The following is an 18,060-nucleotide window of genomic DNA, read 5'->3' as shown; positions in this document are numbered from 1 at the left end:
ACGCTGCTTCGCGCGGCGCCAGCACACGCTCGCTCAGACTTCTTCGGCCTCGCATTCGCTGGACTGCGTCAGACGCGGTGATTTCAACGCGTCGATCATCGCGAACAAGGTCCTGATCTCCGACAGGCTCGACGCCGGATCGAAAGAAGCCGCCACGCCCAGCAGACAGGCCAGCGCATCGCATTGCCGTTGTTGCCGCAGATAGAGCCGCGCGATGCAGAGCGTGGTGCGCAGCACCAGCATCGGCGCGCCGTGGGCTCGCGCAATTCGCACGGACTCGTCGAAGCAGGCCTGCGCATCCTGCAACTCCCCGTACTGCGCGTGACCGGAATCGGGCTGCTTGCCGGCTTGATCCGCCAACGCAACGAGGGCGACACCTTCCGCACGCCAGATTTCCGGCAAGTACAGCATCTCGCCGTGACGATGACAAAACTCGCGGGCCTCACGCAATCGTTCGAGCGACTCCGGCGCGCGCCCGTTTGCGATCAACGCTTCGGCATGGGCAACGACCAACGGCGTCGACAATCGACGGTATCCGCGCGACTGCAGCGAGTCGAGCGAATGCTCCAGGGCCGCGAGTCCCCGTTCCGTATGTTCTTCGATCAAGTCCAGCCAGCCGGCAAGGCCTTCGCCGTATTCGCGCCAGACGGCGAAATCGTGCAGCGCCGTTTGTGCGCGCAAAGCGCCGAGGTAATGTCTGGCACGCGCGGCGTCGCCGGATTGCAGCGCGAGCGGCGTGGCCACCAGCGCGAGCAGATGCGTGAGCCAGGGCTCCGTGCGACCGGGTTCGACCAGGGCAACGGCGCTGTCCGCGAAGGCCATCGCCTTTTGCACATCGCCGGCTAGCCACGCGATGCGCGCCAGGCTGCACGATGCCATCACGCGTGTGTCGGCAGCGAAATGCCGGATCGCCGCCGCTTCGTCGGGGTGATCCGCGACGTGTTGCAACACGGTTTCGAGTTGCGCACGCGCACCGGCGTGCTGCCCCTGATAATGGCTTGCAATCGCGGCCGCTACCTTCGCGAGCGTGCCTTGCCAGTCGTGACCTTGTTCCTGCGCGAAGCGCTGCAGGCGGCTCGCGTAGGCGAGCGCGTGATGCACCTCGCCCGCGGCCATCATGGCGCCCCATAGTCCCCAAAGCGCGCGCGCCTGGGCCGCGTCGTCGCCCGATATCATCGCCAGTCGCAGAACATCGAGCCACAGGCGCGTGCCCTGTTCGACCGGGCCGCCACGGTTGAGCAGCACGATGGCAAGCGCGGCGCGAAGGTCGATTTCATCGGACGGCCTGATGCTGCCGGGCGGCAGCAGGTCGATTGCCCGCACGGCGCTCGCCGCGCGACGCTCGCACTCGTCGAGCATCCGGCAGTCGAGCAGCGCATTGACCATGGTGGCCGAGAGCTCCACCCCGAGCCGCGCGTCGCCTACGTCGGACAAGGCCCAATCGAGCGCGCCGCGTGCATCGTCGAGCGATTGATGCAACTCCGGCAGCGAGCCGCTATCCGCAAGGGCATGGCTTGCCGTGCTGCGCAGGCGCTGCGCGAAAACGCGCGCGGCACGCGACAGGACCGCACGCGTTTCGCCGCTTTCGGCAAGCCGTTCGAACGCATAGGCGCGCGACGACTCCGTCAGCCGGTACTTCGCCACCGGACCGTCGTATTCGACGCTGACCATCGACTTCGACACGAGTTCGTCGATACCGTTGATCGCCATGCAGCTGCCCAGGTCGGCGTCGCACGCCACCGCGCACATGGCGTCGAGCGTGAACAGACCGCCGAACATCGCGAGCCGGCAGAACAGCCGTTGCGACGACGGCCTGAGCAGCCGGAAGCTCCAGTCGAAGGTAGCCCGCAAGGTCTGGTGCCGGGGTAACGCGGTACGGTAGCCACCGGAGAGCAGCGCCATACGGTCGTCGAGGCGCTGATGCACGCCCGCCACGCCGAGCGTGGCGACCTGCGCGGCAGCGAGTTCGATGGCGAGCGGTATGCCGTCGAGCCGGCGGCAGATTTCGCCGACGAGCAGCAGTTCGGTGTCGTTGCTCGGCGGGTCGTGGCGCAACGCGCGGGTGCGCGACAGGAACAGATCGACGGCCGAACTTGCGGGCAGGTCCTCGCTCGCGGCATCGCGCGGCGGTACGTCGAGCGGCTCGACCCAGAACAGCACTTCGGCCCCGATGCGCAAAGGCTCGCGGCTCGTGACGAGCACGCGCAGCGCGCCGTTCAAGGTAATCAGCTTCTCGACGATCTCCGCGACGTGACCGGCGACGTGCTCCACGTTGTCGAGCAACAGCAGACGCTCTTCGCCTCGCAGCGTCGCCGCCAGCCACTCGACTCGGGGCGCGCTGTCCGCGACGGACAGACCGAGGCTCTCCGCCATCGCGCCGAGAATCGCGTCGCGGCTGCTGAGCGCGTCGAGCGAAACGAAGCACACATAGTCCGGCAGCGTGGCCGCGATCTCGCGGCCCACGGCGAGCGCCAGCGTCGTCTTGCCGATGCCGCCCGCGCCGATCAGGGTCAGCACGCGATTCGATGCGAGTTGCTCACGCACTCGCACCACCGCGCGCTCGCGTCCGATGACGGCGCTTCGCTGCGGCAATGGCCGCATGCGCGCGGTCGCGGGTTCGCTGGATGCGGGTCTCGCGGACAAGGCCACGGAGTCGACGGCGAGCGTGCGGCGCTGAACAAGCTGGTAACCGCGACCGGGCACCGTGACGATCCAGTCGCGCCCGAGTTCCTTGCGCAATGCCGAGAGATGGACCTGAATATTGTTTTCTTCGACGATCGTGTCGGGCCACACTGCCCGCATCAATTCGTCTTTCGACACGACGCGCCCCGCCGCCATGGCCAGCACACAGAGAATATCGAAAGCACGCGAGCCGATTGGCAGTACTTCGCCATGCCGGCGAATCTCGCGCCTGTCCGTGTCCAGGTCGAACGGTCCAAATCCAGTCATATTGCTCGCTGTCGATGTCTTCTACGGCATGAACGGCGAATCACGGAATGGATCGACCAACCTGAAACACCGCTGAATGTTCTCCCTGGTATTTCACCTGACTAGCGAGACGAAGGGTTTTCGAATCCTGCGCAATTGTTGGCATGGCTTGCCGAACAGAAAGACCCACGACAATCGAAGCGCGTCTATTCGAATTATTCGCTTGTTCTATTCGAATTATTTGAAGCTGTTCTGCCTGAAACGGCCGGGCGAACAGCCCATTGCCGCCGTGAATGCCCGCGTGAAGCTCGCTTGCGACGCGAACTGGCAGCGGCTCGCGACCTCGGCAAGCGAAATGCGCGAATTCAACAGCAGCGTCTTCGCATGTTCAATGCGCCGCTGACCGAGATAACGGTACGGCGACTGACCGGTCGCCTGTTTGAACGCGCGTGAAAAATAGAATGGACTGAGACACGCAATCGCGGCGAGTTCATTGACGCCCAGATCGTCTTCGAGATGCGCCTCGATGAAATCGACCACGCGCCGCAAGCGTTTGTCGCCGAGATCGTGTTTTCCGGCCGGCACGTCCGTCACTTTATGTGGAAGACTCGCGTGAGCCCGCACCAGACGCGAACACAGTGTCAGCGCCGCGCTTTCGACGAATAGCCTGCCACCCGTACCGGGCGACTCCAACTCCACTGAAATCGCTTTCGCCAGTTGCTCGATCAAGGGATCGATAAAGCCGGCTTTGTAGTGCAGACATTCGGGATGCACGTCGGGATAACCGTCTTCACCGCTCAAATCCGTGAATAAAGCGCGCGGCAAATAGACGTGCAGAATGTCCGGCAATGCTCCGCTAATGGAGATGGAATCTTCGGCCAGTCCCTCGGGACACAGCCAGAGCGTACCGCTCGCCGCGGCCGTGCTTTGCCGTTCGCCGCCCATGCTGCGCCGGACGAAGGCGTTGGGATTGCCGTTGAGCGCAAGCGTGAGTTCGGTGACGCGCGGCAGTATGTCGGGAATTTCACCGCCCGGATGCGCGCGGCGTTCAGCGCGGATACCCGACCAGTTCAATCCGACGGACGACATCAGAACCGGGGAATGGGGAAACTTGGTACGTCCATGTTCGACCGCGATGGCTCTGTCAGTCAAATTCATTATCGGAAAACCTGGTTCAGCATGCGCACCACTTCGGAGCATCGGGCGCGGAGACACGTCGAGCAATGTCGAATACGGGTTCTGCGATTCGAACCCAACGGCCGGTAGTGTAACCGCGTCCAAAATAACGCGTGCGCCGCGACTTGAAAGCGGCCTGATCCTTCGTTGAAAAGTAGTTCTCCTGCTCACGAACTTCTGCTCTTTTGCCTCGCAATCAACGCTGCATCACGCCCGCTCATCAGCCAAATTAACAAGGATTAAGCGATACCGCCACGACGCTTTGTCTATGATCACTGCATGTTATCGAGCTTTCCGAAGCTATAAAAAGAGGAACCCCAAATGCGTTTCATCAGCTTTATTCGTCAAGGCGTGGCCGGCATTGCCGTCAAGAATCCGGATGGTCAGTACCGCGGTTTTCTGCAAAGCGATTGTGCTTATCCGGGCGATCTCGCCTCATTGCTGCGCGCAGGACCGCAAGAATTGAAATCGGCAGGCGATCTTCTCGTTACGCAAGGCACGCTATTCGAAGCAGACGAGATCAGCTTCGCGCCGCCCGTCTCCACGCCAGAAAAGATCATCTGCGTCGGCCTCAATTACGCCGACCACTCGATCGAAGCCGGCTACCAGGTGCCCGACTATCCCACGCTATTCGCGCGCTTTCCTCACAGCCTGATCGGCCACGAAGCACGCATCGTGAAACCGCGCGAGTCCGATCAACTCGACTATGAAGGAGAACTCGTGGCGGTGGTGGGTCGCGCCGGCCGACGCATTCCGAAGGCCGAGGCGCTTTCCTATATTGCTGGCTATACGCTATTCAACGACGCAACCTTGCGCGACTACCAGTTCCGCACACCGCAATGGACAATGGGCAAGAACTTCGACGCGACGGGCGCCATCGGCCCCGAGTTCGTCACGGCCGACGAACTGCCCGAAGGCGCTGCGGGCTTGCGCATCCAGACGCGGCTGAACGGCGAGATCGTGCAGGATGCCAATACGAGTCAGATGGTGTTCGACGTCGCGACATTGGTGGCGTTGATCAGCGATGCCATGACGCTTCAACCGGGCGATCTGATCGTGACCGGCACGCCGTCGGGTATCGGCATGGCGCGAACCCCGCAACTGTGGATGAAAGCGGGCGACGTCTGCGAAATCGACATCGAGCGTATCGGCGTGCTGCGCAATACGGTCGCGGCGGATTAACGCCGCGACCATCGCCCGTTAAGATCAGTCTCCGGTCCAGCCCTTCAGAAAGTCGATCAGCAGTTCATTGACGCGTTGGGGCTGTTCCTCCTGCGGCAAGTGCCCGCATTGCGCAATCGGTTCAGCGCGCAGATTGTGGGCCATGCCCTCCCACACCGCCTTCATGTCGAACATGCCGCCCACGGCATAGAAGTCTTCGCCCCACAACGCCATGGTCGGACACTCAATCTTGATTTCCGCGTCCACCAGGTCCTGGGCGACGTCTTCGGCATTGGCGCGGTAATCGGACATCGCGCCGCGCACCGCGCCCGGACGCTTATAAGCCTTCACGTAGGTATCGAAATCTGCGCCTTCGATGGTGTGCGGGTTGTAGCACCAGTCGGAAAAGAAGTGATGCAGCCATTCGGCTTCCTTACCCGCGATCAGCGTTTCCGGCAGATCCATGACCAGATGGAACAGAAAGAACCAGTAAGCCCGCGCGGTTTGCGGATTCATGTTCTGCGCGACGACCCGCGTCGGCACGTTATCCATCACGACGAGCCGGTCCACCCTGGCCGGATGATCCTTGACGAGACGTGTCGCCACGCGTGCGCCGCGATCGTGCCCGACCAGCGCGACCTTGCCGATTCCCAGTTCGTCGAGCAAGCCGACGATGTCCCGCGCCATATTGCGCTTGTCGTACCCGGCACTCGGCTTGTCGGTCTCTCCATAACCGCGAAGGTCCGGCGCGATGACCCGGTAATGTCTGGCCAGTTCGGGAATCTGATGCCGCCATGCAAAGCTGGTTTCGGGGAAACCATGCAGCAGCACGACGACCGGCCCGCTGCCGGCATCGAGATAATGTTGACGAATACCGTTGGCGCGAAGCGTGTGATGCCTGACTTCGATCGTGTCCGTGTTCATGGGGTCTTTCCTTTGCAGTGTCGTTAGAAAGCGGTTGCCGGAAGCCGGCGGAATTCACTGACCAGGCGCCGCTTCGTAGTTGACCGGAATCCAGTCATACGTATTGCCGTTCTTTCTGATGTGGCCGAGACCCGGAAAGGAAATATGCGCAGCGGCGACGAGATAGCCTTTCTTCGCGGCCAGTTCGAGTGCGGTCTGACGTGAACGTTTGGCCGCGCTCGCATCGCTGTCGTATTCGATCGACACCTTCGGGTTCTGCAACTGGATCGACGCGACGTGGATGATGTCGCCCCACGCCAGCATGACTTTCGAATCGCTCGTGACGAGATAGCCCGTATGACCTGGCGTGTGTCCCGGCAACGCGATCGGGCGAATGCCGGGCACGATTTCGTCGTCGCCGGTAAAGGGCTTGAAGCGGCCCGCCGCCACATACGGCGCGACGGACGCGATGGCGGCATCGAAGAACGTGCTGAGAAAGGCGGGCGCTTTCGACTTGTTAGCGGCGTCGAGCCAATAGTCGGCATCCGCCTGGCTCACGCGCACGGTTGCATTCGGAAACGCCATCGCGCCATTGGCATTCACTCCGCCAACGTGATCCTTGTGCAGATGCGTCAACAGAATTTCATCCACCTGACCTGGTTCGTAGCCGGCCGCGCGCAGATTGGCGAGCAGCTTGCCGCAACAGTCACCGTAAAGAACGCCCGCGCCCGAATCGATCAGAATCAGTTTGGTGCCGGTATTGACCAGAAAGGCGTTGATCGATCCCTGCACCGGCTTCTCGAGATAGTCGCGCTGAAGATCGCGCTGCACTTCCGCTTTCGATACGCCCTCCACCACGGTATCGATTGGGAACGGATGTGTGCCGTCGAGCAAGGCGGTCACTTCGAATTTGCCCAGCATGACGCGGTAAAAGCCGGGGCCTTGCGTTTTGACCAGCGGTGCCTCGGCACACGCCGCCGCACTCCAGATCATGGCGATCGCGCTCAGCAGCAACGCCCACCCATATGCCGCACGCGTTGTCCAGCCGCGTCGAACCTGCTTCATGATTTCATCCTCGACATGCAATGTGTTCAAACCGGAAAAAGCCGGCAACGGGACCGGCTCACTACATCACTGCGCGCAATGCCTCTGACGTCGAAGCCCGTTGCAGAGCATCGACGTCAGAGGTCAAGCGCGTTGCCGGCCGCCGCTTACGCTCGCGCGAAGTCGAGCAGATCCTGATTGAGCCGGTCTTTGTGCGTGAAATAGATGGCGTGCGGCGCGTTCTCGTACACGAGGAACTTTGCGTTGCTGATGAGCGCCGCCGCAGCCTTGCCGGTCACGTCGAAATTGACGACCGCATCGCCGTTGCCGTGAATGACCAGCGTGGGAATATCGAACTTCGCGAGATCGGGCCTGAAGTCGGTTTCGGAGAATGCGGCCACGCAATCGTAGGTGCCTTTCAAGCCACCCTGAAGACCGAGCGACAAGGTCCAGTCGAGGTATTGCTTGCTCACCACCGAACCCGGTTGATCGCTACCCGTGAAGACCGGACCGAACTCGTCGAGAAATTTGGCGCGGTCGTTGAGCAGGCCCGCACGAATGCCGTCGAAAATAGCCGGGTCCATTCCTTCCGGATGATCTTCGCGACGAATCATTAAGGGTGTCACGGCGCTCAGCAAAAATGCTTTCGCGAGACGCGCCGTACCGAAGCGGCCGATATAACGCGCGACGTCGCCACCGCCCATCGAGAAGCCGCCCAGAATCACGTCGTGCAAATCCAGTGCTTCGATCAGCGATTGAATGTCGCCGGCGAAGGTGTCGTAGTCGTAACCGGTCCACGGCTGATCCGAGCGGCCAAAGCCACGGCGGTCATAAGCAATCACACGAAAGCCGTTGTCGGCCAGGAACTTCATCTGCAGTTCCCACATGTCGGCATTCAACGGCCAACCGTGACTGAGAACGATCGGTTGGCCCGTGCCCCAGTCTTTATAGAAAATCTGGGTTCCGTCTGTTGCGGTAATAAAGCTCATTGGAATGACTCCTGGTTGACGGCTCGGGTCGCGCGACGAATACGGCCGCGCAGCCGGCCGTATTGCAGTTCGTGCGTGAACTGCAATACGTTGAATCGGCCCGGTCGGGGACCGGTGCACACATCGGACACCGCGTCAGGAACCGCCGCCTTCCTCGGCAACGCTCAGACGGTTGTCGATGGAATCCGCGTGCGCGGCGCGTTTCGCAACGTCGCCCGCCAAGGCGATCTGCGACTCGACCGGCACCGTGCCCACGAGCGAAACCACGCCGCCCTTCACCACGATGGCGATATTGCTGGCGGTCAGGCCTTTGGTCGTATTGAGCGCGTGCCGCACTGCCCTGGACACTTGATGGTTCTCGGCGCGCACGGCTTTCCTGCTCGCGGGTGCGGCTGTTTGCGATGCCGCTGCGTCGGTGGTCGTTTGCGCAACGGCTGCGCCGCAAACGAGCTGGGAAGCAAAAACGGCGGCGGCGCCGCATGCCGTCATGAACGCGGAAATTCGCATGATGTAATCCTGATGACTCTGGTTAGATAGAAATCGGCTTCGTCGACCGTGACGGTCATGCAGGGCTATCCCTGTCGAAGCTAACTCATGGTAGGCAGGTTTGCTTTGCAGAGCCGATTAAACCTTGTTAAACGTCCCTAAGCGTGCATAAGCGCTTCCCTAAGCGCCGTCCCTAAGCGCGCACGAAGCGAAGCGCACCGCCGACGTCGGGCGAATCGCCATGGAAATATTTCTTCGTGCGTTAAGGATTTTTAATCATTCTGAAGTTCAGGACGGCCCCTGGAAACGTACGATTCAGGCTAGACCGGCCGTCTCGCGATGACGGCCGGCAACGTCGACAACAGCGCATGACTGGAGAAAATCTTGGCTACCACAAACCAGACGAACAACGGCATCCCCTCACCGAATCGCCGGCAACTGCTCGTCGCCGGCGCTGGCGCTGCCGGCGCAGCGGTCGCGGCGATGGCCGTGCCGGGCGCCGCCATGGCGGCGGCAACCGCTACCGGCCCGGCAGCGGGCAATGCATCCCACCCTCATCATGGAGAGCATCACGCAATGAACACGGTCACGACTAAAGACGGTACGCGCATCTATTTCAAGGACTGGGGCAAGGGCAAGCCGGTCGTGTTCTCGCACGGCTGGCCGCTCGACGCGGATGCGTGGGACCCGCAAATGCTGTTTCTGGTGCAGAAGGGCTACCGCGTGATCGCTCACGATCGCCGCGGTCATGGCCGTTCGGATCAGCCTTCGTACGGCAACGACATGGACACGTACGCCGACGATCTGGCCGCGGTCATCAACGCGCTTGATCTGAAGGGCGCGATGCTCGTGGGTCATTCCACGGGTGGTGGTGAAATCGCGCATTACATCGGCCGTCACGGCACGTCGCGCGTGTCGAAGGTCGTGCTGATCGGCGCAGTGCCGCCGATCATGCTGAAGACGGAAAGCAATCCGAACGGCCTGCCGATGTCGGTGTTCGACGGCATCCGCGCGAGCACGGCAAGCAACCGCTCGCAGTTCTTTAAGGACCTCGCGGTGCCGTTCTACGGCTTCAACCGTCCGAATGCGAAAGTGGAGCAAGGCACGATCGACGAATTCTGGCGCGAAGGCATGGCCGGTTCGGTGCTCGGTCAGTACGAATGTATCAAGCAGTTCTCCGAAGTGGACTACACCGAAGACTTGAAGAAGATCGACGTTCCGACGCTGGTGCTGCACGGTGACGACGACCAGATCGTTCCGATCGACCAGGCCGGCCGCATGTCGGCGAAGATCGTGAAGAACGCGACGCTCAAGGTCTATCCGGGCGCGCCGCACGGCATGTGCACGACGGAAGCCGACAAGGTGAATGCCGACCTGCTCGCGTTCCTGCAAAGCTAAAAGCAGCACGACGGGCGACGGTTGCCTGATTCACACCGTCGCCCGGCCGATCGTTTTTTCTTGCCGCTTCTTGTACCCGCTTTTCGCACCCGTTTCTCGCATCCACTTCTCCCGCCCCCCTCGCGCCTTCATGATGCGCGTGCCTCGTCCCTTCCTTCGCAATCGTTCCAGCGTGCCGTGCAGAAGCCACGGTTGATATAATTTTTTCGACCGACCCAGGCTCGCCTCGCGCACGACGGCGCCAATATGGCCGCCGTCAACCGCTCATCCGCCGGAACTTTCAATGTCCCAACAGACAGCCACCCCGACTCCCCCACCGACCTTGACCGGGTTGTTTCTGATTTTCAGCCGTATCGGCATGACGAGTTTCGGTGGCGGACTGAGCGGATGGCTGTTGCGCGAGTTCGTGCAGGACCGCGACTGGATCAGCGAAGAAGACTTCCTGAACGGTCTCGCCATCTCGCAGGCGCTGCCGGGCATCAACGTCAAGAACATGGCGATATGGATCGGCCACCGTCTGCTCGGCTGGCGTGGCGCGCTGCTCGCGGTTGCCGGCATCATCGTGCCGCCGGCCATTCTGATCATCGTGCTCGGCACGCTGTTCAGCCATCTGCTGCAATTCCCCATCGCGCACGTGTTGCTGGCGGGCGCGGCCGCCGCAGCTACGGGTCTGTCGCTTTCCATGGGCGTGACCACGGCGCGGCGCGTGCCGCGCAAGCTGATCCCGATGATCTTTCTCGCCGGCACCTTCGTCGCGGTGGGCATCCTGCGTCTGCCGCTGGTGTGGGTCGTGCTGGTCGCGGGCGGTCTGAGCGTGTTGCTCGAATATCTCAATCTGCGCAGGGCATAAGCGATGTCGGCACGCGTTCTCTTACAGATTGCAGCGGTCTTCGCGCCGCTGTCGCTCGTGACGATTGGCGGCGGCCAAGCCATCGTCGCCGACATTCAACGGCAGGTGGTGGACGTGCATGGCTGGATGACCCATGCGCAGTTCGCCGCCGACTTCGCCATCTCACGCATGGCGCCCGGCCCCGGCTCGCTGCTGGCCACCTTGATCGGCTGGCAGATCGCCGGCTTCTGGGGCGCCGTGGTTGCCACCCTGGCCCTGCTCGCGCCAACCGGCATCCTCATCTACGGCGTCACTCACGTATGGGCCCGCTACAAGGGCGCGGCCTGGCAGCTGGCGCTCGAACGCGGGCTGCGTCCGGTTGCCTCCGGCATGATTCTCGCGGCCGGTTGGGTGCTGCTGAAGTCGCTCGATGGCGGGCTTCCCGCCAAGGCCATCGCGCTCGCTTCACTGGCCGTTCTGCTCAGCAGCCGGATCAATCCGCTCCTGCTTCTGCTTGCAGGCGCATTGCTGCTACTCGGAATCGGCGAACTGAACTTCGCGTTGCCGGCCATGCTTCAGATGCACGTGACCAGCTAAGGCGCAGCACGGACACGCGCTGGCTGCGCTATCCAGTCATACCCACGCAGAGACTCGTCTGCTGAAGCGAACCTGCGTCTGCTTCAGCGATCAGGCACGTCACGTGCTGCTCAAGGCTCCGGAACGGATAACGAACCCTCAACATTCAGGAGCCGCTTATGAAGGTCAAGACACTGGTTTGCGCAGGCGCCCTCGCCGCGATTCTCGCGTCGCAAGGTGCGATGGCACAGGTTGCCGGATTGCAGCCGCTCGGCGGCACGGTCGAACAGACCAACGCCTTGCTCAAGGGCTGGAGCGTGCGCCGTGCGCTGGTCGACGAGCCCGTTTACAACGATCTGAACGACAAGATCGGCAGCATTTACGACGTGATCATTGCACCCGACCGTAAGGCCACTTACGCGGTGGTGTCGGTGGGTGGATTCCTCGGCATGGGCAAGCACTATGTGGCTATTCCGGTCGACCACTTCGAGATTCGCGACGGCAATCTGTTCCTCGCCGGCGCCACGAAAGACGCGCTGAAATCCGTGCCTGAATTCCAGTACAACAAGCTGGAAAAAGCGACCAAGCCGAAAAAGGTCAAGGCGGAATAAGTCGTGTCATCAAGCGGCGTGACGGCGGGTGCCGGGCGTCTGCCGGCACGCTGCCTCAAGCCGGACGCGTGATCAGTTGCAGCGGCGTTTCGATGACCTTCGACAACGCCGACTGCTTGCGTCCTTCCGTCACCGCTTTCAAGGCCACGTCCATGCCGAATACCGCCTGACGTTCGCCGAACTGATCGACCGTGGCCAGCACGCGGCCGTCCGCGATCAACGGCTTCACGGCCTCGATATCGTTGTATCCGGTGACCAGCACGCCGCCCGTGCGTCCCGCGTCGCGAATCGCGTCGACGGCACCCATCGCCATGTTGTCGTTTGCGCACATCAAGGCGCGCAATTGCGGATTCTCGACCAGCATTTTCGAAGCGACGTCGCGGCCGGCGGCGTACTCCCACTCACCCGAACGCACCGCGACGATCTTCATGTCAGCCGCGTTCATCGCCTCGCTGAAGCCGGCCGTGCGCTCGCGCGCATTGCGATCGGCCGTGCTGCCTTCCACGATGCCGACCTGGGCGCCCGCCAGCAGTTTGCTCGCCAGATAGCGGCCGACGAGCGTCGCGCCCTTGCGGTTGTTCGGCCCCACGAACGGCACGGAAATGTGTGCGGCGTCCTGCGCGGCGTCGTCGAGCGGATTGTCGATCGTGATCACGATGATGCCGGCCTTGATGCCGCGCGCCACCACTGCCGTGAGCGCTTTGGAGTCGGTCGGGGCGATCACGATGGCGTCCATGCGCGCCTTGATCATGTCGTCGACCATGCGTATCTGCGAAGCGGTGTCGCTCTCGGAGGTCGTACCGCGCAGGGTCAGCGAAAACTGCGACGTGTAGTGTTTCTGATAATTCTGCGCGGCGCGGGTCATCTCGACGGTGAACGGATCGCCGAGCGACTTCAGCACGAGGCCGATCTTCACCGGACCGCCCTGCGCCGCGCGGACCCACGGCGCGCCCACGAGTCCGGCAGCGGCGAGCGCACCGGCAACCATCACACGGCGACGCATTCCCTGCTTCATCTACGATCTCCTGGACTCGACAACCGCGACGCGATGTCGTCGAACAACGGCCGTTCGCGCGGCACATCGTTCAGACATGCCGCTTTCAGTGCGAGCAGCGTCGCGGCGATCGCGGGCTCGGCGTGCAAGTCGTCGCAACGCTCGATCAACTCTTCCAGCAGGCAGCCGAAGGCGCGCACTTCGAGACGCTGCCAGACGCGGCCCTGTTGAGAACCGGTGCCGTAAAAAGACGCCGCGCCAAAATCGCCGAGCAGCGCACTGCCCTGTCCGCGATGAAGAATATTGTGCGCGTACAGATCGCCATGCATGACGCCCTTCGCATGCAGATGAGCCGCCGCCGACGCGATGCCGTGAGCGAGTTGCACCGCAGACGCCGAGTCAAAGCGCGTGTCTGCGGCGTATACGTCGCGCGTGCACGAGTCGAAACTCGGCGGCCCGGCCAGATTGCGGAACGCCGGATCGATCAACGCCATCACGAGGCCATGTGTCTGGTCCGGATGACCCTGCACTTTTCCCACGACGGGAATCAGATTCGGATGATCGGCGCCATGAATACAGGCGGCCATTTCGCAGTCGGGCAGACCGTCGCTGGTCACCACGCCTTTGAAGAGTTTCACGGCAACCGGTCGCGGCGCGGCGCTATCACTCTCGCGGCTATTCAGGCTCGCGCGATAGATCACGCCCGACGCGCCCTCGCCTAACTGCTGCTCCAGCGTCAGATGATCCCACTCGATTTCCGCAATCGGTTCATCGACCAGCGCCGCATGTTCCAGCGGTTCGCTCAACGGATTGCCCGCATAAGCGAGCCACGCAAGACGCGGCATCTCCGCCAGCCAGTCCGGCAGTGCGTCGAGACGGTTCGCGGCAAGCCGCAGCAGTTCGAGCCGCGTGCAGCGGGCCAGTTCGTCAGGCAGACTTCGCAGACGATTGCCGGCCAGCATCAGCTTCTGCAATTGCGCACAACCGCCGATCTCGCGCGGCAAGGTTTCGATTTCGTTGTCGGTGAGAATCAGCCAGCGCAGTTGCGGCGGCAATGCGCGGCCCGATACGCGACGAATACGGTTAGCCTTGAAGCCCACCATGCTCAGTTGCGAACACTCGCCAAGCACTTCCGGCAATTCGGTAAACGGATTGTTCGACGCGAACACCACGCGCAGTTTGTGGAGGCGAGGCAAATCGTCGGGAAGCGCCGTGAGCGCATTGCCGGAGAGGTCGAGAATTTCCAGCGTGTCGGCCAGATCGAAAATCTCGCGCGGGAATTCGCTGAGTCCGCACGAAAGACTGAGGCGGCGCGCGCCGGCCAGTTGTCCTGTCCGCAGTTGTTCGAGAGTGCTGGTGCTGTTCACAGTGTTAAAAAAATTCCGGTTGCCGGCCAATCTCCTGCCGAAGCCCCAATTCTACTGAGTCGCGCGGCAAGTCGCGCCGCGCGTTTCGCTCCGGCGCGAGTCCGCGCATAGGCAGGCACGCCGAAAGCCGTTAGCATGTCTGTTGAATGGCGCAGGCAACGACACCGCAAGATCCGGTGTGTTCGCGCCGCAGCAGTGGATTAAGGTAGTCATACGGCGTTCCCGTTGCAGCGCGCATGCATGCGCAGCGCACGGACAGCGCGCCTTCCAATCGGTTCAGGAGCAGCACAGTGACATACGCATACAAGTTGATGGACTCGCCGGTCGGCAAACTGACACTCGTTGCAAAAGGCGAGTGCCTCGCCGCGATTCTGTGGGAGAACGACAAGCCCAACCGCGTGCGCCTGCCGGAGATGAGCGAAGCGAACGAAAGCCCGATCCTGCTCGAAGCCGAGCGGCAACTGAACGAATACTTTGCCGGCACGCGAGACGGTTTCGATCTCGCGCTCGACTTTCAGGGCACGGAATTCCAGAAGAAGGTCTGGCACGCGCTGCTGACCATTCCGTTCGGCGAAACGCGCAGCTACTCCGATATCGCCGCGCAGATCGGCAGCGTGAATGCGGTGCGGGCGGTCGGCGCGGCCAACGGCAGGAATCCGATTTCGATCGTGGCGCCGTGTCATCGGGTGATCGGCGCGTCCGGTGAACTGACTGGCTTTGCGGGCGGACTGGCGAACAAGATGTTCCTGCTGTCGCTGGAAGCGGGACAAACCTCGCTTGAAGCCGCGCATGCCGGCAATCCGCCGAAGCAGGCGCCGTCGCGGCCCAGAGCGAAGCCCGCGCGTACCGCGCCCTCGCCGGAATATGGCACGCAGGCCACGCTGTTCGGCAATTGAGTGTCCGCGAGGGCATGCAGAGGCGCGGCTGCGTCGCGCCAACTCGCGTGTCGTGAAGACGGCTCAGAAGTTATCGAAGAACGCACGCGCCGCGATCATGCAGAACGACGCCACCAGTTCGCCGTGATAAGCCTGTAATACGGCCGACGCGCCGCCGTCGGTCGCGCCTGCGGCCACCGCCTGACTGGCGAGCTCGGCCTTGGCTGCGGCGAAGCCCTGCTTGATCGGCGCATACGGATCGGACGCGCCGGAAGCCGGCGAGTCCACGTCCAGCACCGAGGTCAATCCAGCGGGTACGCCTGCGTTTTTCCAGTAAGCCTGCTCGATACGCGCGTTGAAAAAGAACACCGTGGGATCGGAGTTGCCGCCGCACATCAGCACCGGCGCGCGCGGCACCCAGTTGCGCAAATCGTTGCGTTTGAACGCCTGACGCAGCGGCTGCGCCGGACGCGCCGCCGGCAGCAGCGCCGAGGTCGCGTTCGGGAAAGCGCCATCGGGATTCGCCATGGCGTCTTCGAGAAGACCCAGACGATACGAATTGCGCACGAGGTCGCCGCTGCCGAATCCGGAAGCGAACAGCGGCGTCAGCGCGGGCGGCGCAAGCGGCGGCGCAGTGGGCGGCGTCAGGTCGGCGAATTGCGGTGCGGGCGGTGTGCTGCTGAAAAGATGCAGCGGCGGCAGCTTGCCTTTTGCAAACAGCGTGTCGAGCGACTGCACACTGGGCAGCAGATTCTCGATGCCGGGCGCGTAGGCCGCTTCGTAGAAGTCGCCCGGCCTGCGATACAGGTTCCCATAGGCCTGCTGATAGCCCGTCACGACGAGCACCGTGAACAACGTGGAACCGAGATTCACCTCGCCTTCGATGAGTGCGTCGGCAGTGGCGGCGAGCGCGTAGGGCCCCGAACCGGGCGCGGCGGCCGTCACGTTCACACCCGCCGCCTGCAACGCACGATGCGTCGCCATCGCCACATAGCCGCCTTGCGAGTATCCCGTCACGAAGAGCTTGCCGTTTTCGCGCGGCCGTTTATCGCTCCGTGTCGCGTTCAAGACGGTACGCGCCGCGCGCAGCGAGTCGATGACGTCGGCCGATTGCTGGTCGCCGTTCAGATACGGGTGATACGGCAGATCGGAGCCCGCGTAGCCCGCATAGTTCGAAGCCACGACCATATAGCCTTGCGCCGCGTAAATGGCCGCGACGCCGATGCCTTCGCCCGCGCCGTCCACGTTGCCGGGATCGGTCTGCGTGATGTCGGCGAGGTTGTAGTTGCGATACGCAGTGGTGCCGTGCGCATAGATCATCAACGGACGCGCGCCGCTGCATGCCGTGGCGCGTCCGGTCGGGATCATCAGCGCGCCGCTCGCGGTGGTGGCCTCGCCCGCGCCGCCGATCGTGCGATAGCGATACGTGACGATATCGACGCCGCAAACCGGCGTGCCAGCAAGCTGGGCGAGTTGCTGCCCCGACGCATTCGACGCGAGCAGTTTCGCAAAGGCCGCTGCGCTGAGCCGTAACGTCACACGTTGATCGAGTAGCTCGCCACGTCCGCGGCACGCGCTGTCGCACCGGGAATCCGCCTCGACATTCACACTGGCGCCCAGCGCGAAACCAGTCAGCAGCACGAGGGCTGCGCTACGTACCGCTGCGGACATGTTGGGCTCCTACGTATTGTTGTTCGGCTAGGTGGCCTTGCAGAGTGTCAGGAGTATAGGTAAACCGAAAGCGGGCGGCTTCGTGTTTGACGACGAAGCTCGTCGAGGTGCGCGTGCGTTGGCGAAATAGCGCCCGGGAATGGCGGCTCGACACTACAGGCGCCGGCCGGCGCGTCGCGCGAAGCGATCGAGGCCAGCGGCGCCGCCCGAAACGTGCCGGTTTCGACGTGGTACGAGCCGGGCGCGGTCGGCCGAGGCCTCGCACCGAAACATCATTTCGTGCCGAGCGGCTCCCACAGCGTGCGGCCGAAGAAAGTCAGCGTGCGGTCCCATGCCTGCTGCGACCACACCGGGTCGAACTGCGTGCGCGGAATGCGGCCCGGCCCGACTGCGTCTTCGTTGGCGAAGGCGTGGTGCGCGAGATAGCGGTGGAACTCGAAATCGACCTTGCCGTCCTTCAGCTTGCCTTCCAGCTGATCGACCACGTCGGCGGTGAAGAACTCGTCCTGGGTCGCCCAGTGAGCGATCAACGGCGCGGTGATCTTCGACGGGTCGATGTATTCCAGCGGCGGAAAGCCGTACCACACCACACCGGCCGATACCTCGGGCACATTGCACAGCGCGAGCAGCGTCAGCGCGCCGCCCATGCAATAGCCGGTCACGCCGACACGCGCCGACTGCTGCTTCAGATATTGCACGGCACCACGAATGTCCTGGGTCGCGGCGTCGGCGAAATCGAGTTCGCCGAGCAGATGGCTCGCCTCGGCTTCTTCGACCGTCGACTTGCCGCGAAACAGATCGGGCACCAGCGCGACGTAGCCGGCTTCGGCATAACGGTCGGCGACGCCGCGAATCTGGTCGTTCAAACCCCACCACTCCTGAATCACGACGATAGCCGGTGCGCCTTCGAGCTTCTTCGGTTTGGCGATATAACCCTGCACGTCCTTGCCGTCCGGGCGGCTGTACGTGATCATCGAACCTGCGGTCTTTTTCATCGGATGCTCCTCGGGTGAACGGAAGCGCTAGCATAGCCCCGACGACACCGCGCCTGC

At 62.8% G+C, this 18,060-nt stretch carries 16 protein-coding genes; 6 read left to right on the top strand and 10 right to left on the bottom strand.

Translation table 11 applies throughout. The annotated features are described in order from the left end of the window. Positions 1–33: 33 nt before the first annotated feature. Entirely contained in the window at positions 34–2,949 is a 2,916-nt protein-coding gene (locus P3T18_RS12185) for an ATP-binding protein (protein ID WP_429300183.1), read from the bottom strand. A 216-nt stretch (positions 2,950–3,165) separates the two neighbouring features. Further along, positions 3,166–4,086 (bottom strand): helix-turn-helix domain-containing protein, encoded by a 921-nt coding sequence (locus P3T18_RS12180; RefSeq protein ID WP_429300182.1) that lies wholly within the window; start codon positions 4,084–4,086, stop codon positions 3,166–3,168. 339 nt (positions 4,087–4,425) lie between these two features. Here P3T18_RS12180 and P3T18_RS12175 point away from each other — a divergent pair, with 339 nt between their 5' ends. After that, positions 4,426–5,286: a fumarylacetoacetate hydrolase family protein gene (locus tag P3T18_RS12175; protein WP_429300181.1), complete on the top strand. Its 861-nt coding sequence runs from the start codon at positions 4,426–4,428 to the stop codon at positions 5,284–5,286. A 24-nt stretch (positions 5,287–5,310) separates the two neighbouring features. Here P3T18_RS12175 and P3T18_RS12170 read toward each other — a convergent pair whose 3' ends face one another. The 4 genes from P3T18_RS12170 to P3T18_RS12155 form a co-directional block, all read right to left on the bottom strand. Continuing rightward, positions 5,311–6,189 carry an alpha/beta fold hydrolase gene (locus P3T18_RS12170; protein ID WP_429300180.1) on the bottom strand — a complete coding sequence of 293 codons (879 nt, stop codon included), beginning with the start codon at positions 6,187–6,189 and terminating at the stop codon, positions 5,311–5,313. Between the two features lie 54 nt (positions 6,190–6,243). Further along, entirely contained in the window at positions 6,244–7,233 is a 990-nt protein-coding gene (locus tag P3T18_RS12165; RefSeq protein WP_429300179.1) for an MBL fold metallo-hydrolase, read from the bottom strand. A gap of 146 nt (positions 7,234–7,379) precedes the next feature. After that, entirely contained in the window at positions 7,380–8,201 is an 822-nt protein-coding gene (locus P3T18_RS12160) for an alpha/beta fold hydrolase (RefSeq protein WP_429300178.1), read from the bottom strand. Between the two features lie 135 nt (positions 8,202–8,336). Continuing rightward, entirely contained in the window at positions 8,337–8,708 is a 372-nt protein-coding gene (locus tag P3T18_RS12155; RefSeq protein WP_429300177.1) for a BON domain-containing protein, read from the bottom strand. Positions 8,709–9,263: 555 nt separating this feature from the next. Here P3T18_RS12155 and P3T18_RS12150 point away from each other — a divergent pair. The 4 genes from P3T18_RS12150 to P3T18_RS12135 all read left to right on the top strand — a co-directional run bounded on the left by P3T18_RS12150 (position 9,264) and on the right by P3T18_RS12135 (position 12,101). Next, positions 9,264–10,085, top strand: coding sequence for an alpha/beta fold hydrolase (locus P3T18_RS12150; RefSeq protein WP_429301074.1), 822 nt, complete (start codon positions 9,264–9,266; stop codon positions 10,083–10,085). Positions 10,086–10,368: 283 nt separating this feature from the next. Next, positions 10,369–10,935 (top strand): chromate transporter, encoded by a 567-nt coding sequence (locus P3T18_RS12145; RefSeq protein WP_429300176.1) that lies wholly within the window; start codon positions 10,369–10,371, stop codon positions 10,933–10,935. Between the two features lie 3 nt (positions 10,936–10,938). Further along, a complete protein-coding gene (locus P3T18_RS12140) occupies positions 10,939–11,511 on the top strand; it encodes a chromate transporter (protein ID WP_429300175.1) in 573 nt (190 codons plus the stop codon). Positions 11,512–11,669: 158 nt separating this feature from the next. Next, positions 11,670–12,101, top strand: a complete 432-nt coding sequence (locus P3T18_RS12135; RefSeq protein WP_429300174.1) for a PRC-barrel domain-containing protein — start codon at positions 11,670–11,672, stop codon at positions 12,099–12,101. A gap of 55 nt (positions 12,102–12,156) precedes the next feature. On the opposite strand, the gene P3T18_RS12130 is transcribed toward P3T18_RS12135, so the two are convergent. Both P3T18_RS12130 and P3T18_RS12125 read right to left on the bottom strand, forming a co-directional pair. Continuing rightward, a complete protein-coding gene (locus tag P3T18_RS12130; protein ID WP_429300173.1) occupies positions 12,157–13,116 on the bottom strand; it encodes a substrate-binding domain-containing protein in 960 nt (319 codons plus the stop codon). Then, a complete protein-coding gene (locus P3T18_RS12125) occupies positions 13,113–14,462 on the bottom strand; it encodes a leucine-rich repeat-containing protein kinase family protein (protein WP_429300172.1) in 1,350 nt (449 codons plus the stop codon). The genes P3T18_RS12130 and P3T18_RS12125 overlap by 4 nt, the downstream gene beginning before the upstream one ends. 290 nt (positions 14,463–14,752) lie before the next feature. Here P3T18_RS12125 and P3T18_RS12120 point away from each other — a divergent pair, with 290 nt between their 5' ends. After that, entirely contained in the window at positions 14,753–15,358 is a 606-nt protein-coding gene (locus tag P3T18_RS12120; RefSeq protein WP_429300171.1) for a methylated-DNA--[protein]-cysteine S-methyltransferase, read from the top strand. 63 nt (positions 15,359–15,421) lie between these two features. Here P3T18_RS12120 and P3T18_RS12115 read toward each other — a convergent pair whose 3' ends face one another. Together P3T18_RS12115 and P3T18_RS12110 are read right to left on the bottom strand one after the other, a co-directional pair. Next, a complete protein-coding gene (locus tag P3T18_RS12115; RefSeq protein ID WP_429300170.1) occupies positions 15,422–17,008 on the bottom strand; it encodes an alpha/beta hydrolase family protein in 1,587 nt (528 codons plus the stop codon). 272 nt (positions 17,009–17,280) lie between these two features. Beyond that, positions 17,281–18,003, bottom strand: coding sequence for a dienelactone hydrolase family protein (locus P3T18_RS12110; protein ID WP_429300169.1), 723 nt, complete (start codon positions 18,001–18,003; stop codon positions 17,281–17,283). Positions 18,004–18,060 lie beyond the last annotated feature (57 nt).

It is taken from the genome of Paraburkholderia sp. GAS199 (assembly GCF_050436585.1).
In the GTDB taxonomy this organism is placed as follows: domain Bacteria; phylum Pseudomonadota; class Gammaproteobacteria; order Burkholderiales; family Burkholderiaceae; genus Paraburkholderia.
Note: the sequence above shows the minus strand (reverse complement) of the source record. Positions and strands in the feature narration are given on the sequence as shown.

What these genes read in the sequence shown, in the direction of transcription:
- P3T18_RS12185 (WP_429300183.1), bottom strand. Translation starts at nt 2,949, where the DNA reads ATGACTGGATTTGGACCGTTCGACCTGGACACGGACAGGCGCGAGATT.
- P3T18_RS12180 (WP_429300182.1), bottom strand. Translation starts at nt 4,086, where the DNA reads ATGAATTTGACTGACAGAGCCATCGCGGTCGAACATGGACGTACCAAG.
- P3T18_RS12175 (WP_429300181.1), top strand. Translation starts at nt 4,426, where the DNA reads ATGCGTTTCATCAGCTTTATTCGTCAAGGCGTGGCCGGCATTGCCGTC.
- P3T18_RS12170 (WP_429300180.1), bottom strand. Translation starts at nt 6,189, where the DNA reads ATGAACACGGACACGATCGAAGTCAGGCATCACACGCTTCGCGCCAAC.
- P3T18_RS12165 (WP_429300179.1), bottom strand. Translation starts at nt 7,233, where the DNA reads ATGAAGCAGGTTCGACGCGGCTGGACAACGCGTGCGGCATATGGGTGG.
- P3T18_RS12160 (WP_429300178.1), bottom strand. Translation starts at nt 8,201, where the DNA reads ATGAGCTTTATTACCGCAACAGACGGAACCCAGATTTTCTATAAAGAC.
- P3T18_RS12155 (WP_429300177.1), bottom strand. Translation starts at nt 8,708, where the DNA reads ATGCGAATTTCCGCGTTCATGACGGCATGCGGCGCCGCCGCCGTTTTT.
- P3T18_RS12150 (WP_429301074.1), top strand. Translation starts at nt 9,264, where the DNA reads ATGAACACGGTCACGACTAAAGACGGTACGCGCATCTATTTCAAGGAC.
- P3T18_RS12145 (WP_429300176.1), top strand. Translation starts at nt 10,369, where the DNA reads ATGTCCCAACAGACAGCCACCCCGACTCCCCCACCGACCTTGACCGGG.
- P3T18_RS12140 (WP_429300175.1), top strand. Translation starts at nt 10,939, where the DNA reads ATGTCGGCACGCGTTCTCTTACAGATTGCAGCGGTCTTCGCGCCGCTG.
- P3T18_RS12135 (WP_429300174.1), top strand. Translation starts at nt 11,670, where the DNA reads ATGAAGGTCAAGACACTGGTTTGCGCAGGCGCCCTCGCCGCGATTCTC.
- P3T18_RS12130 (WP_429300173.1), bottom strand. Translation starts at nt 13,116, where the DNA reads ATGAAGCAGGGAATGCGTCGCCGTGTGATGGTTGCCGGTGCGCTCGCC.
- P3T18_RS12115 (WP_429300170.1), bottom strand. Translation starts at nt 17,008, where the DNA reads ATGTCCGCAGCGGTACGTAGCGCAGCCCTCGTGCTGCTGACTGGTTTC.
- P3T18_RS12110 (WP_429300169.1), bottom strand. Translation starts at nt 18,003, where the DNA reads ATGAAAAAGACCGCAGGTTCGATGATCACGTACAGCCGCCCGGACGGC.